Below are 13,973 nucleotides of genomic sequence, written 5' to 3' on the forward strand. Positions count from 1 at the left end.
GCGCGAAGCCGCTGTTTCGAAGCGGGCGGGAAAGCGCCGAGAGGCCGCGGCCTCTCATCGATCGGGCGGGCTTCACTCTCGTGGAAACGATGGCCGTGATGATGATCGTCGCTCTCGTCTCTGGTCTCGCCCTCGCATGGACCTTCGGCTCCGGCCGCTCGAAATTGAAGGCGGTCGCGCTCGAAGCCGCGGCTCTGCTCAGGCGCGAGCGGCTCGGAGCCATGTTGAGCGGCCATCCTCGCCACGTCGCCCTCGACGTCTCGGCGCGCCTGCTGGTCGGCGAGAGCGGGGGTAAGGTCGTGGCGCCGCAGGATGTCACGCTCGACCTTCTTGCCGCGGATGGGGAGAATGGCGCCTTGCGGGCGGTGACGCGCTTCGAGCCTGACGGCGCCTCCACCGGCGCCATTCTCGCTTTCGTGCGGGAGGGCGCGCGCTATGACGTGCGCGTCGACTGGTTCAGCGGAAAGGTCTCGGTCGATGCGCCGTGACCGAATCTCACGCCGGGCGGGATTCACGCTCATCGAGGCGCTGGTGGCGCTCGCCATTCTGACGGCCTTCGCCGCCGCGCTCGGCCCGCAGCTTTTCCACGCGCGCGGCGCGCTCGTCAAAGGCAAAGGGCGCGTCGCCGCCGATGCGCTGCTGCGCTCGCTCATCGAGGGGCCTTTCGATCGCGCCGGGTCGCTCGATGCGCGGGAAGGCGAAACCGGCGGCTTTCGCTGGCGCGTCATCGTCGAGCCCATCTCTCTCGAGGCGCCCGTGCTTGAAGAAGCGTCGGCGGCGAAGGACAAAGACGGAGCCGACGCACGCAAATGGTCGGCCTATCGCGTCGAGGCGCGCGTCGCTTGGGGCGGTCAGTCGGTCGCGGCGGAGACGATCCGTCTCGCGCTCGTTCATTAGGCGTATTCGGGAGGAAGGCCTTGGAAGCTCGTGCGGACAAAGGACGGCGCGGAGGTTTCACTCTCGTCGAGACTCTGGCCGCGCTCGCGGTGACCACGTCGATCATCGTCGGCGCAGCAACGCTGATCCACCATGTCGTCTTTCATTTCGACCATGGCGTGCGCGGCGTCGATGACGCCGAACGTTTCGCCCTCGCCATGGAGCGTCTCGCCCGCGATTTCGGCGCAGCGAGCTATGCGACGTCGACGCCGACCGGCGCGGCGACGCGCATCGCCCCTGCGCCCGGCGCCGCGCCGGGCAAGACGCCGGAGGAGCCGCTGGCTCTGGTCGCATTCGATGGCGCCGCCGAAAGGCTCGTCTTCGTGACGTCGAGCGCGGTCGGCGCGCGGGCGGCGCGGGAAGAGATCGTCACGCTTTCGGTCGAGACCATGGGCGAAGACGGCGCGCGTCTCGTCCGCCGGCGCACGCCGTGGCTCGGGCCGCGCGTGGGCGTCGACGACGGGCCGGCGCGAGACCTCGTCGTTCTGCTCGAGGGGCGTTTCGACATATCCTTCGCCTATGGGCGCGTCGAGCAAGGGGCTACGAGCTGGAGCGCCGACTGGCGCGGCGAGACCGAGCTGCCGCGCCTCGTTCGCCTCGATCTGCGGGACAAGGACACGGGAGAACGGCTCTTTCCGGGAGCCGAGTTCGTTCTGCGCGCCGACGCGCCGGCCGCCTGCGCGAGTGCGGATTCGAAATGTCTTCCCGCCAGGGGAAGAGAGCCGGAGGCGCCGCCGCGGCGAACGCCGACGTGAAGAACGCTCGCTGTCTTCGATCGCGCAGGGGCGTCGTCCTCGTCGCCGTTTTGTGGATGATCGCGCTGCTCTCGGCGCTCGCCATGGCGGCCTCGACGAGCTTGCGCAGCTTCGCGGGACTGCTGGCGATCGACCGCGACCGCGTTCAGGCCGAGGCGCTGATCGGCGCAGGCGTCGAGGTCGGAGGCGATCTGCTGCTCAAATATAACCGCCGGCCTCTGCTCCCGGTGGAGACGCGTTTTTCGTTGCGAAGCGGGGAGGGGCGCGTCCGAATGAGCGATGAGCTCGGCCGGATCGACATCAACAAGGCGCCCGTCGAAACGCTCACGTCTCTGTTCGCCGGTCTCGGCGTGGAGGACGCCGGGACGGTGGCGCGCGCCATCGTGCGCTGGCGGGACCCGACCGATGCGTCCCCGGCGCCGAAGCCGGCGCAAAAGCCCGAAACTGCCGAAACGCGCTGTTTCGAGCAGACATTTTCCAATGTCGATCAGTTGGCGCAGATTCCCGCTGTTCCCGCCGAATATGCGGCCCTCGTCGCGCCTTTCGTCACCGTCTTCGGCGAGGAGACGGTGAACGCGGCGACCGCCTCGGCAGAAGTGTTGCGCTTGTTGCCGCAAATGACAGAGGCTCGCGTCGAGCGGCTGCTGGAGGCGCGTGCGACCGCACGGCTCGACGCGGCGGAGATCGAGCAAATTCTCGGCCCCGCGGCGCGCTATGCCAAATCCGCAGGCCACAACGTCGCTCGGCTGGAAATCGCCGTCGCGCTCGCCGACGGCTTTTCCTCCGTGGCCGAGGCGATCATCGTCGCTCTGCCGAAAGACAGCGAGCCATTTCGTGTTCTTGCTTTTCGGCAATCGCCTCGGCCCACGGCCTATGCCGAGGCCTATTCCCGGAGAGAATGAATGCCGCGCTTCGGTCTTCTCGTCCGCTGGCTGGATGTCCTATGTGGCCTCGTCCTGCGCGTCGGTGAAATGCGGCGCAATCGCAATATGTTGCGTGTTGCGCGCTCCGAGGGACAGGTTTCGGTTCGCGCGGGCGCTGGTCCCGAGGCGTCGCTCGTCGCCGCCGTGACGGTCGGCCACAGGCCGCCGGACGAGGTTCTGCGACGCGCGAAAGACGGCTTCCTCGTGCTCGAATGGCCGCGCGACAAGACCATCACGCGTACCCTGGGGCTGCCGGCGCAAGCACGAGATTTTCTTGCCGGCGTCATCGCCAACCAGCTCGATCGTCTCTCGCCATGGCCGCTCAATCAGATTCTCTACGGCCATGCGGCGACGCCCTTGGCGGATGCGAGCCGACTGGCCGTGCGGGTGCTGATCGTGAGGAAGGCCGATGTCGACGCCGTGCGGGCCGAGCTCGCCGAAATGGGCCTGAAGGTCGATCGAGTCGAGAGCGCTCCGTACGCCGGGGATAAGCCTGTCGCCTTCTGGTCGAGTAGCGCGTCGCAAGCCGACGCGGCGTCGCGTCGGCGCTTGCGCCTTTTTATCGGCGCCGGCGTCGCCGCCTATGTCGCGGTTTGCATGCTGATCGTCGTGGCGGGCTCGATCGTCACGAACGCGCTTCAGGAGGAGACGGAATCGCTCACGGCTCGCACGCGCGCACTCCAAAAACGCGCCGACGCCGCCAAAAATCCGAGCGCGATCCAGGCGCTGCCTCCCACCGAGCGCGCTTGGATTTGGAAAGAGGCGTCGACGCCCGTCGTCGCGCTCGTCGACGCATTGTCGCACGCCATTCCCGACGACGCCTATCTGGAAAGCCTGTCTGTGGAGGCGGGCAAGCTGCGCATTTCAGGACTCGCCGACGACGCGCCGCCGCTCATCGACGCCCTCGAGAAAACCGGCCGCTTCTTCGATGCGCATTTCTCCGCCCCGACGACGCGCGCCTCCGACGGCAGGCTGTTCCGTTTCGGCATAGAGGCCAATCTCGCTGCGGGCGCGACGAAGAAGGGAAAATGATCGTGTCCATCGACTTCGATTTCGAGCTCGATCGCGAACAGAGCCTCGCGCTCGGCGGGCTCGCGCTGCTCTTTCTCCTTTGCAGTGTGGCGGCGGCCGTCTCGATTCATGCCGGGAACGACGCCGCCGAAGAGGCCGCCCAGCGACGCGCCATCCTTGCGCAGGTGGAGGCGGCGCAGCGCCGAAGCGGGCCGGGCGCAACGCACGCCGCGATCGCGCCGGAGGCGGCCTTTCTAGCGGCGCCGACCGAAGGGCAGGCGAGCGCCCTGTTGCAGGCGCATGTCACCCGGCTCGTCACCGCGAGGCGCGCCAGCGTCGCGTCTTCCACGACGCAGCCGGCGACGCGCGATGACGTCCCCGACGTCATACGACTCAGGGTGATGTTCGACATGGAGCTTTCGGCTTTGCAGGCGATGCTGTACGAGCTGGAGACAGGGGCTCCCTATGTGTTCGTCGACTCATTCGTCGTTTCGCCGCAACGCGGCGCTCGAGGCGCGGCGGAGCAGCCGCTTTTGCGCGTCACCTTGGATCTGAAAGCCCTATGGCGCAGAACTCGCACATGAAAGCGTGGCGTTTATCCATAATCCTTCTCGTCTCGGTGGGGAGCGTCGCCAACTCCGAGCAGATCGACGCGCGCGCCAAGCTCAATCCGCTCGCGCGTCTCGAACTGAAGAATTTCGCCGAGACGCTACGGCGGCCGCTTTTCTCGGCGACGCGGCGTCCGCCTCCATCACCCCCTGCCGTCGTGCATCGGGAGCCGCCGCCGGCGCCTCCGCCGGACCCGCCTCCTTTGGCGCTGGTCGGCGTCTTGGCGGATGATCAAGGTCCGCGCGCTTTCGTCCGCACGAGTCCTACAGCCAAAATCCGTATTCTGCGGCAAGGCGAACAGGTCGAAAGTTGGACTGTGGTGGAGATCCGGCCGCAGCGGATGGTCATCGGCCGCGACACGCGCACCAGTGTCGTAACGATGTTCTCATCCAAAATGCGTCAGCAAAATCCTGAGGCGGCGTCGGCCAAGGCCGAAAAATAAATAGACGGTCGTCTGCGCGGCGTTCGCATGCGCCTGTGGATGAGAAGCCCTTCGAGACGTTCAATGTCATTCTGCTCGTCGATGTGACGCCGGCGTCGCTCACAATGGTGCTGACGACAGCGAATTTCAACGCGACGGGGCGTGTTCCCGCTTCGCCGCCGCAGGCGACACAGGCGAAGGTCGAGAAGCAGAAGGACAAGACGATAGAGATCGTCGCCGACGGGAGCGTCTATCTCGACGGTCGCGCGACGACGAAGGATGAGCTGGCGGGCCGGCTCGCGGGCGTGTCGCCGGAGACAGCCTTTCTCATTCGCGCCGACTGCGCTGTCGCCTTGCAGAGCTTCATCGACGTCGCCGGGATTTTGAAAAAAAGCACATTTTCACAGCTCTTTCCGATCCCCGCTTTCGAAATCGCCACCAGACTTCGGTGCGAATTCACTAAAATGAGCTTTTTTCTCCGCTGCCGAGCGCCATGTAGAGAGCGACAGTGTCGACGAGTCGCTGGGCGTCGGTCCGAATGCGAGAGATCGAGGCGTCGAGATAGGCGCGTTGCGCATCGACGACGGCGAGGCGCGACACGTCGCCGTATCGCTGCTGCGAACGAATTTTGTCCAGAAACTTTCTCGACGCGGCTTCGGCGATGCGAGCCTCGCGAACAGCGCGCGCGTCGCCCTGTAAGGCGCGCAAGCAATCCGCGACATTCTGGAATGCATTGACGACTGCCGAGCGATATCGCGCGTCGGCCTGGGCGAGTTCGGCCTCGGCGGCGCGTTGCTTGTTCAGAAGCGTCATGCCGTCGAAGACAGGCTGCGCGACAGTGCCTGCGAGCGTATAGAAACCCGCGCCCGGCGTGAAGAGCTGCGCAAGCGTAAAGGCGCTGGCGCCGCCATTGGCGGTCAGCACGACATTGGGCAGTCGCGCGGCGACGGCGACGCCGATCTGCGCGCTCGCGGAGTGGACGCTCGCTTCCGCCGCCTTGATGTCTGGACGTTGCGCGACGAGTCGCGAAGGCAGGCTGACCGGAAGATCGCGCGGAAGCGTCAGCTCCGAAAGCTCGAAGGTTTCGGCGATCGCCTGTGACGGGTAGCGACCGGTGAGCGCCGCGAGCAGATTGCGCTGCTGCGCGAGACGGCTTTCCAAAGGCGGCAGAGTCTGACGCGCCCGCGCCACGGCGGACTGCTGCGAAAGAATATCTGTTCCAGCGACGGCGCCATAGGCGAATTGCCGTTCGAGCAGGGCCGAGCGCTCCTCTTCGAGAACGACGATCCGCCGCGTGGCCGCGATCTGGCCGCGCAGCGACGCCTCCTCGATCGCCGCCTCGGCGACATTGGCCGCCAGCGTCAGATAGGCCGCCTGCTTTTGCCAGCTCTGGATCTCTCGCTGGGCCTCCAACGACTCGACGGCGCGTCGATTGGCTCCCCAAAAGTCGGGCGCGTAGCTGATCTGCACCTGCTTGGTGAAAAAGGAATAGGCCTGCTGCGTCACGCTCGTGCTGGTGGAGTCGCCCGAGGCGAGTGTATAATTCGAGTTCGAATTCAGACTCGCCTGCGGCAGGAGCGAGCCCTTCGCCGCGTCGGCATCGTATCGAGCGACGCGGATCGCCGCCTCGGCGGCCTCTAATGTCGGACTGTGGGAAATCGCCTCTTCGACGAGGTCATTCAGAGGCTTGGAACGGAAAGCCATCCACCACCGACCTGGAACTTCCGCGCCTTCACGGAATTGTTGGCCGTTGCCGGGCGAGGTTGTCTTTTCCGGCGTGAAGCGCTCGACCGCAGGCGCGATGGGCGCCTCGAAATCGGGGCCGATTGCGCAACCCGCGAGCGACGCCGGAAACAAGAAGGCGAGAAACATTCGCGGAAGCGCGCCGTTGGCGCTGCGCCGCCGTATTACGCGCTTTCCTCCGGGACGGGCAAAGATCGACATGGAGGAACGGGCGCGCTCAATCACGGGCGAGCGCCTCCACAGGGTCGAGCCGCGCCGCGCTGCGCGCCGGAAAATAGCCGAAAATAATGCCAGTCGCCGTGGCGCAGACGACCGCAGAGAGTATCGCCGAAAGAGATAGGCGCAACTCCCATTTCGGCGGAAGGAAATATCCGACGCCCCAACAAGCCAGATAGGAAAGCGCGACGCCGATCGCGGCGCCGACGAGACAGACCACAACGGCCTCGATGAGGAATTGGCGTCGGATGTCTCCTTGCCGCGCGCCCACGGCGATGCGCACGCCGATTTCGCGCGCGCGCTCGGACACAGACACCAGCATGATGTTCATGACGCCGATGCCGCCGACCGTGAGCGAGATGACGCCGATCGCGGCGAGAAGCAGCGACATGGAATTGAAGAAGGCGAGGCCGGACCTGATGCGCTCGGCCAAATTGAACACCACGAAATCCTTGACCCTGTGCCGACGGGTGAGAAATGGCGTCATCTTTTCCTCGGCGACGGCCGGCGGCTCGCCGTCGCGCAGAGCCACGACGATGCTGTCGAGATAGCTGCGTCCGATCAGTCGCGCCCCGGCGGTGGTGTGGGGAACCCACACATTGAGCTTGGAGCCGCCCCGGCTCTCCTGCTGGTAGTTCCTGCCGGTGACGCCGACGATGACGCAAGGCAGCTTGCCGACGTAGAGCGTCTGGCCGATCGGGTTGGCGCTTCCAAAGAATCGCAGCCTCACATTGGCGTCGATCACCACGACCTGCGCCTGTCTCGAAATATCGTCGCGGTTGAAGCCGGCTCCCTGCGCGATCGGCAAGCCGGTCATCTCGAAATAATTCACTCCGACGCCGGTGACGCTGGCCGAACCGCTGGACGCGCGATGGCGCAACAACGCAGATTGCGCCATTTGCGGACTGGCGTCCTCGACGTAGTCCTGTCGACGTAGCGCTTCGACATCCGCGCTGGTCAGAGTCTGAATGCGTGTGGCGTCAGGGTCGCCCCAGTCCTTGCCCGGATAGATCTCGAGCGTGTTCGTCCTGACGCCCTTGAGATCGTCGGCGATGAAGCGTTGAGCGGCTTCGCCGAGCGCCACCATAGTGACGACAGATACGATTCCGATGACGACGCCGAGCAAAGTGAGGGCCGTGCGCAGGCGATGGCCGAGGAGCGCGACGACCGCCATGTGACCCGCATCGAGGAAGCGCGGCCAAACGCCCTCCCTCGAAGGCGTAGCCGATCGCGGCCGTTCGTCGGTCTGTTCGGCCGGCGCAGCGACGCCAGGGCCGGCTGCGGCTTCCCGAGACGTCTCGACGCCGGCCGTCGCGGGCCGACTTACTACGCCTTCCGCCGCATCCTTCATCACGTCTGACACGATACGGCCGTCAGCCACCGTGATGATTCGCTGCGCATGCGCGGCGACCACAGGGTCGTGCGTCGCCAAGATTAATGTATGGCCCAGCCGATTCAAATCCAGTAGCAGCTTCATCACCTCGGCGCCGGTCGCGCTGTCGAGCGCGCCGGTCGGCTCATCGGCGAGGATCACTTGGCCGCCATTCATCAGGGCGCGCGCGATGGACACACGCTGTTGTTGTCCGCCCGAGAGTTGATTGGGGCGATGGTCCAGGCGCTCCTCGAGGCCTAGGCGTTCCAGCAGGACCCGCGCGCGCTGATGGCGCTGCTTCGCCTCCATTCCCACATAGATCGCGGGGATCTCGACATTGGCTCTGGCGGAGAGTTGAGGCAGCAGATTGTAGCGCTGGAACACAAATCCGAAATGGGCGCGTCGAAGCTCGGCGAGCTGATCCGGGACGAGCGTCGACGTGTCTCGCCCCGCGACTCGATAGCTTCCGTCGCTCAATCGATCGAGGCAGCCCAGAATATTCATCAGCGTGGACTTTCCCGAGCCGGAGGCGCCCACGAGAGCGACCATCTCGCCCTCGCGGATATCGAGATCGATTCCGCGCAAGGCGTAGATCTCCTGTGCGCCGGCCGCGTATCGGCGCTTTGCTCCGCGGAGCTCGAGCAAGGATGCGCGGATCGTTGCTCCCATTACCGCGTTCCATGGGATGGCGGCGACGAAGACGGCGCCTCGTCTCCGACGACGACGCTCTCTCCCTCTTCGATGCCCTCCAAGACTTCCGCCAGAATGTGATTGTTGACGCCGATTCGGATTTGCCTCGCTTCGGCCACGCCTTTAGCGCCGAGAACGCGCACGGCGTAGCGCCCGTCGATCGCCTGCTCCTTCAATGCAGCGGATGGAATGGCCAGCGCTCCCTTGGACACGCCCAGCCCGATCGACACCTGAGCCGTCATGCCGATGCGCAAGACGTGATCCGGGTTCGGCACGTCGAAAAGCGCATTGTAGAATACGGCGGCCGCTGTTCCGCTCATCGACGCTGCGGATTGCCCGCTTTGCCCCATGGCCGGATCGGAATAATTTTGCGGCGCCAGCTCCACCGCTCTCAGAACTCCAGAGTAGCGCTTGTCCGGGTCGCCCATGATGGTGAAGGACACCGGCTGGCCGATTTTCACATTGATGACGTCGGCCTCGGACACCTGCGTCTTGATCGTCATCGCGTCGAGCTTGGCGAGCTTCAGGATCACCGGCACGATTTGCGCGGCGACCACTGTCTGCCCTTCTTGCGTCAGGACGCCCACGACCTCTCCTTCGATCGGCGCGATGATTTTCGTATAGGAGAGATTGGCGTTGGCGATGTCGATCTGGCTCTTGGCCTGAGCGATCTGCGCGTCCAGCGCAGCGAGGCTCGCTTCATCCGCGCGCGACTGCGCGACAGCGCTCTCCAGGTCGCGTCGCGACGTCGCTGCGCCCTTGATCATTCCCTGCTGTCGTTCGAACTCGAGCTTCGATCGCCACAGCTTCGCCACCGCAGACTGCTTCTGCGCTTCGAGATTGGCGAGATTGGCCTGCGCCCCCTTCAGCTCGTTTTCCGGCAGGAGCGGGTCGATTTCCGCTACGAGATCGCCGGCCCGGACGTGATCGCCGAGCTTCACGGCGAGCGACTTCAACTGTCCCGTCACTCTTGTGCCGACATCCACTTGACGGATGGCCTGCAACGTCCCCGTCGCCAGCACGCTATTTTCTATATCTGCGCGCAAGGCTTTGACGGTCGAATATTGTGGCGGCGACGAGGGGGAGAAAAAGCGCAACGCAAGACCGCCGACGACAGTCACGCCGACGGCGACAAATATGAGACGCGCGCCTCCTTTCGTCGTGAAACGCGGCGTCATTCCGGTGAGCCGTTCGCTTCGAGGCGGCCGGCGTGGAGGCGTCGATAATGCGCCAAATCGCGCGAAATCGGATGCCGTCGATCGAAAGCGAGATGCGTGATCGGAACGACCAATACGGCCGAAGTCGCTATTTCGCCTCCGAGGTCGATCCTGCACATCAGGCCGACGCTCCCGCCCATGTCGTAGATGTACGTTACGAGCACATGGGACGACGCCGCGACGTTCGGCGCGTATCCTCTAAGCATTCTGAGCAATGGCGAACGACAATGAGCGGACAGTGGCAAGAAGCCTCGCAGACGGCGCGCCAGCGCTTCTGAGGGATGCCCGGTCTCGCGCAGGCGATGAGCCTCTGAAGGAAGCGCTCCGAGCTGAACAGCGCTCATCGCGCCGCCGCCGCATCTTGCCGCGCGCGAAATTTGCGCGCTGCGCGCTTCTTCCACCAAATGACGAGGCCCGTCGCCGACAGCGCAGTGATCACAAGGCCCATCGCGCAGACGAAGATCTGCATCGGACGTCCGAAAATTTGCGCCATGTGGAGGGATACGAGCCACTGCGTCACGACCCAGCCGGTCGCAACGGTGCTCGCCGCCGTCAGGGATTTGAAGGCGCCGCTGTTCGCATCGAAGGCGACAATCGTGTCGCCGCGTCTGCCGAAATCCCGCGAGCTTCGGATCATATAGGCATAGACGCCCTTGGCGCGCTCGAGACTGAGCGATTGCTCGCTCAACGTCGTGAAGCCATATTGCGCGCCCGCGTCCTTAACCAGTTCGCGTCCCCGCGCAAGCGCCTCGCTCCAGCCCAAAGCGGGGCTTTCCAGCGGCGTCTCGAGATCGGGCAAAGCCGCCGGCAACGTCATATCGAACGCGAGCCTCATGACCGGCGTGTAGACGAAATTGAGATTGAAGAACACGCTCGACCACGCGAAGACGAACAGCATGACGAAGGTCCACAAGCCGAACGCCCGGTGAATATCGAAATTGATGCGATAGGCGCCGGCGCCGAGCTTGATGACCCACGCTGGCTTCCACCGGCCCCACCAGGATTTGGAGAAAGTGGAGGCGCGGTCGCGTCGTCGCAGCGGAAAGGTGAGATAGAAAGAAACGAAACAATCGATCGTCCAGATGAGTGCCGTCCCGCCGAGAAGCCATCCGCCGACCGCTCCAGCGCTCGCCGGCAGCGCCAGGCTCGTATGAATTCGATAGATAAAGCAAATGAGATTTTCCTTCGCGAGCGAGACCGCGCATGTCTCCCGCTCGCCGAGCTTTTCGCCCGTATAAGGATCGAGAAATATTTCATTGAACGGAAGCTCGAAAGGCTTGCCGGTCTGCGGATCGATGCGTGGCGCAAAAGAAATCGACATCGCGCGGCCGGGCGCTCGAGCGAGCGATACGCCGTCGACACGAATCCGCGGCTCGAGAGCTTCGGCCTTCTCCCGCAATTGCAGGGGGTCCAGCAAGCTCATGTCGCGGATCGGAACTGTCATCAATTCGGGATTGAGCCACACATCCAGCTCCTCCCTGAAGGCGATGACGCTGCCGGTGAGACCGACGATGACGAGAAATCCACCCATCGCCAGTCCCGACCAGCGATGCAGCAATACCCAGAAGGAGCGGGTTATCATCGATTGTCCGCCATTTTGAGAAGCGAGCGGCTCCCCTCGACCGCATGCGGGATGAGGGGAGCGATCTGCGTCCGCCGTTACTCGAATTTGTAGGTGATGTTCGCGAAGATCGAACGAGGTTCGCCACGCTGCTGCTGCCCACCGCTCGATTTCCAATTGGCGCGATCGAGAAGGTTATTGGCGTTGACTTGTATCTTCAGCCGGTCGTTGACCTGATAGGACGCCAGCAGCCCAACATTATAAATCGGGGCGATCATGAACGGATATTGATTGGGGCCGAACAAAGCGCCCGTCGCCACCGCATAGGCGTTGGCCTCTGGACTGTTTGGATATAGCGCAGGGGTCTTGCTCGCATAATAGAAGCTGGCGCCGACTTCCAATCCCTTCAGAGCGCCGTCCTTGAAGGCATAGACGCCCGAAAAATTGTAAAAGCGACGCGGCGACTGCGACAATTCGCTGCCCTCGAACGTAGGGAGTCCCTTCAAATTGTTGAGATCCTTCCCCGCGAGTCCGTGCATGAAGGTCGCCGCTACATTCACACGCAGATTGGAAAAGATTTCGCCGCCCACATCGAACTCGAGTCCATGGCTACGATATTTACCGATCAAGATGCTGCGTTGACCCGAAGGGTCGGTCGGATCGCTAGTCAAAAGATTTTTCTTGGTGATGTCGAAAGCTGTCGCTCCGACCTGGACCTTGCCGCCGAAGAGCTCCTGCTTCACGCCGACGTCATATTGGTCGGCGAATTGCGGCGGCGCCGGATGGCCTGGGGTGAGGTTGCCGTTGTTGGGATTGAATGTCTGGCCCCATGCGGCGAAGATCGAGGTCTCCTCGAATGGCTGAAATACGCCTCCGATGTGCGGAGAGAAATGGCTATATTTTTGGGGAGTAGTCAAATAATTATCCCCGTTTCCAAACAGGTTTGCCGGATCACGCGAAATTGTCCATTGCTTTTCGTGATCGTAGCGACCGCCAATTAGCAATTTAAACTGATCCGTTACCTCTACGAGATCCTGGCCATAGACAGCGCTGAGCCACGTGGTCGTTGTCTGGCCGAGCCAAGTCGCGGAACAGCCAGATGTCGGAACGAAACATTGATCTGCCGGATAGATGGGATAGAAAATATTGATCGACTCGGGAGTCGAAGAAAAATTCATCGTACTGTAATATTTGTCCCAGCTATTTTGCCTGTACAGTCCGAACAATATATTGTGCTTGACGGGGCCGGTATTAAACTTTCCTCTGAGATCGACCTGGCCAACGAGGCCATCGGTGGTGTCCGAGGAATTGACTCCGAGGTTTTCATATATCGTAGAGACGCCGTCAAAAAAGGGGGCGAAGCCCGGCCCGAGAGTGCCGGTGCGCCCATAGTCGGCTATCGCGGTGATATTCCAGTTCTCGTCGAATGCATGCTCATATTTAATTGTCGCATTGGCGAGCGTATTATTTTGATTGGCCCTTAGATCTCCGAAATATCGCTCGCGGGGCAGGTATTGAAATACTGGATAGAGCGGCAAGCCGCCGCTAGCGCGATCGTGATTGACTCCATATTTTCCATGAAAGCTGAGTTTGTCGCCATTGTCGAAAATCCAGGTTAGAGCCGGCGCAATCGAGATGCCGTCATGGTAATCATAATGGTTGACGAACCCACGTTCCTCGAATGCGGCATTGAGCCGAAAAAGAACGCTCTTGTCCTCGCGCAAGGGCGTATTGAGGTCGATCGTCGTGCGATGAAAGCCGAAACTGCCTATGCCCTCGCTGATAATCGCGAAGAATCTATCTGTCGGCTTTTTAGTGATGAAGTTGACGATGCCGCCAAATCCGAACACGGCTCCATAAAGCGTCGAACTCGGTCCTTTCGCGAATTCGACATGATCGATGTCGCTGAGATCTGTGCCGACATAGCCGTAGTTTCGCGGCATTCCATCTAGTAAAATCGGTCCCCCGGTCGGAAATCCGCGGACTGTAAAGAGAGGAGTGTTGTGTGTGCCGGAGCCGCCGCCTTGCGGGTCGCCGATGACGCCGCTGACCTGGTTGGCGAGGTCATATACCTGTAGCTGCGGGCCCTGATCTTCGATCAATTGCGGCGTTATGACTTTCACCGATTGCGGCACATCGCGCAGCGGAACGTCCATCTTCGTCGCCGTGGAGGCGTTCGGGGTGACATAGGTTTCTTTTGGGAGATTGCCGAATTTGTCGGCGGCTCCGGGCGACTCCGGCTTTTCCGGCTGTGCGCCCCGCGACGCTCCGATATCGATTGTCGGCAGCGCTTCTTGGGCGCATGTCATGTCGGGAGCAAATGCGAAAGTGAGCGCGCAGGCGGAGGCGCCGCGCAGCAAGGCCGAGCGAAACATGAGACTTCTCCTGATACGGCGCGTCGGCCGTCGAGACTGGATCGAACAAATGCCGCTCGAGAGCGGCAGTCAGTCAGGAGAGAGAAGGAGGCGCTCTGGACGACCACGAGCTCGTCCAACCGAGCGGGTCGCCGTCGTCATCGG

General features: G+C 63.0%; 13 protein-coding genes and 1 pseudogene. 8 read left to right on the forward strand and 6 right to left on the reverse strand.

Annotated elements, in window-relative coordinates; all coding sequences use genetic code 11:
* Window positions 1-56: 56 nt before the first annotated feature.
* The 8 genes and pseudogenes from METLW4_RS23615 to METLW4_RS28470 form a co-directional block, all read left to right on the forward strand.
* The gene (locus METLW4_RS23615; protein ID WP_043332019.1) at window positions 57-488 is read left to right on the forward strand and encodes a type II secretion system protein; all 432 of its coding nucleotides are present in this window, start codon (window positions 57-59) and stop codon (window positions 486-488) included.
* Window positions 478-897, forward strand: a complete 420-nt coding sequence (locus METLW4_RS0101550) for a type II secretion system protein (protein WP_018264441.1) — start codon at window positions 478-480, stop codon at window positions 895-897. Before METLW4_RS23615 ends, METLW4_RS0101550 begins: the two co-directional genes overlap by 11 nt.
* A 20-nt stretch (window positions 898-917) precedes the next feature.
* Window positions 918-1,691: a hypothetical protein gene (locus METLW4_RS0101555; RefSeq protein ID WP_018264442.1), complete on the forward strand. Its 774-nt coding sequence runs from the start codon at window positions 918-920 to the stop codon at window positions 1,689-1,691.
* The gene (locus METLW4_RS0101560; RefSeq protein ID WP_157234756.1) at window positions 1,688-2,593 is read left to right on the forward strand and encodes a type II secretion system protein GspK; all 906 of its coding nucleotides are present in this window, start codon (window positions 1,688-1,690) and stop codon (window positions 2,591-2,593) included. The genes METLW4_RS0101555 and METLW4_RS0101560 overlap by 4 nt, the downstream gene beginning before the upstream one ends.
* Entirely contained in the window at window positions 2,594-3,646 is a 1,053-nt protein-coding gene (locus METLW4_RS0101565; RefSeq protein ID WP_018264444.1) for a PilN domain-containing protein, read from the forward strand.
* Window positions 3,643-4,209, forward strand: coding sequence for a type II secretion system protein GspM (gspM, locus tag METLW4_RS26170; RefSeq protein ID WP_018264445.1), 567 nt, complete (start codon window positions 3,643-3,645; stop codon window positions 4,207-4,209). Before METLW4_RS0101565 ends, gspM begins: the two co-directional genes overlap by 4 nt.
* Window positions 4,188-4,676, forward strand: coding sequence for a hypothetical protein (locus tag METLW4_RS26175; protein ID WP_157234758.1), 489 nt, complete (start codon window positions 4,188-4,190; stop codon window positions 4,674-4,676). Before gspM ends, METLW4_RS26175 begins: the two co-directional genes overlap by 22 nt.
* 35 nt (window positions 4,677-4,711) lie before the next feature.
* Window positions 4,712-5,050, forward strand: a pseudogene (locus METLW4_RS28470) (ExbD/TolR family protein); the annotation flags it as partial.
* A gap of 64 nt (window positions 5,051-5,114) precedes the next feature.
* Here METLW4_RS28470 and METLW4_RS0101585 read toward each other — a convergent pair.
* The 6 genes from METLW4_RS0101585 to METLW4_RS0101610 all read right to left on the reverse strand — a co-directional run bounded on the left by METLW4_RS0101585 (window position 5,115) and on the right by METLW4_RS0101610 (window position 13,829).
* Window positions 5,115-6,527, reverse strand: coding sequence for an efflux transporter outer membrane subunit (locus METLW4_RS0101585; RefSeq protein WP_018264448.1), 1,413 nt, complete (start codon window positions 6,525-6,527; stop codon window positions 5,115-5,117).
* An 88-nt stretch (window positions 6,528-6,615) separates the two neighbouring features.
* Entirely contained in the window at window positions 6,616-8,655 is a 2,040-nt protein-coding gene (locus METLW4_RS0101590) for a MacB family efflux pump subunit (protein WP_018264449.1), read from the reverse strand.
* Window positions 8,655-9,854, reverse strand: coding sequence for an efflux RND transporter periplasmic adaptor subunit (locus METLW4_RS0101595; RefSeq protein WP_018264450.1), 1,200 nt, complete (start codon window positions 9,852-9,854; stop codon window positions 8,655-8,657). The genes METLW4_RS0101590 and METLW4_RS0101595 overlap by 1 nt, the downstream gene beginning before the upstream one ends.
* A complete protein-coding gene (locus METLW4_RS28210) occupies window positions 9,851-10,237 on the reverse strand; it encodes a hypothetical protein (protein WP_198290158.1) in 387 nt (128 codons plus the stop codon). Before METLW4_RS28210 ends, METLW4_RS0101595 begins: the two co-directional genes overlap by 4 nt.
* A complete protein-coding gene (locus METLW4_RS0101605; protein WP_026191167.1) occupies window positions 10,234-11,475 on the reverse strand; it encodes a PepSY-associated TM helix domain-containing protein in 1,242 nt (413 codons plus the stop codon). The genes METLW4_RS28210 and METLW4_RS0101605 overlap by 4 nt, the downstream gene beginning before the upstream one ends.
* 77 nt (window positions 11,476-11,552) lie before the next feature.
* Window positions 11,553-13,829, reverse strand: a complete 2,277-nt coding sequence (locus METLW4_RS0101610) for a TonB-dependent siderophore receptor (protein WP_018264453.1) — start codon at window positions 13,827-13,829, stop codon at window positions 11,553-11,555.
* Window positions 13,830-13,973 lie beyond the last annotated feature (144 nt).

It is taken from the genome of Methylosinus sp. LW4, from assembly GCF_000379125.1.
GTDB lineage: Bacteria > Pseudomonadota > Alphaproteobacteria > Rhizobiales > Beijerinckiaceae > Methylosinus.

What these genes read in the sequence shown, in the direction of transcription:
- METLW4_RS0101565 (WP_018264444.1), top strand. Translation starts at nt 2,594, where the DNA reads ATGCCGCGCTTCGGTCTTCTCGTCCGCTGGCTGGATGTCCTATGTGGC.
- METLW4_RS0101610 (WP_018264453.1), bottom strand. Translation starts at nt 13,829, where the DNA reads ATGTTTCGCTCGGCCTTGCTGCGCGGCGCCTCCGCCTGCGCGCTCACT.
- METLW4_RS0101595 (WP_018264450.1), bottom strand. Translation starts at nt 9,854, where the DNA reads ATGACGCCGCGTTTCACGACGAAAGGAGGCGCGCGTCTCATATTTGTC.
- METLW4_RS26175 (WP_157234758.1), top strand. Translation starts at nt 4,188, where the DNA reads ATGGCGCAGAACTCGCACATGAAAGCGTGGCGTTTATCCATAATCCTT.
- METLW4_RS0101585 (WP_018264448.1), bottom strand. Translation starts at nt 6,527, where the DNA reads ATGTTTCTCGCCTTCTTGTTTCCGGCGTCGCTCGCGGGTTGCGCAATC.
- METLW4_RS0101590 (WP_018264449.1), bottom strand. Translation starts at nt 8,655, where the DNA reads ATGGGAGCAACGATCCGCGCATCCTTGCTCGAGCTCCGCGGAGCAAAG.
- METLW4_RS0101605 (WP_026191167.1), bottom strand. Translation starts at nt 11,475, where the DNA reads ATGATAACCCGCTCCTTCTGGGTATTGCTGCATCGCTGGTCGGGACTG.
- METLW4_RS28210 (WP_198290158.1), bottom strand. Translation starts at nt 10,237, where the DNA reads ATGAGCGCTGTTCAGCTCGGAGCGCTTCCTTCAGAGGCTCATCGCCTG.
- gspM (WP_018264445.1), top strand. Translation starts at nt 3,643, where the DNA reads ATGATCGTGTCCATCGACTTCGATTTCGAGCTCGATCGCGAACAGAGC.
- METLW4_RS0101550 (WP_018264441.1), top strand. Translation starts at nt 478, where the DNA reads ATGCGCCGTGACCGAATCTCACGCCGGGCGGGATTCACGCTCATCGAG.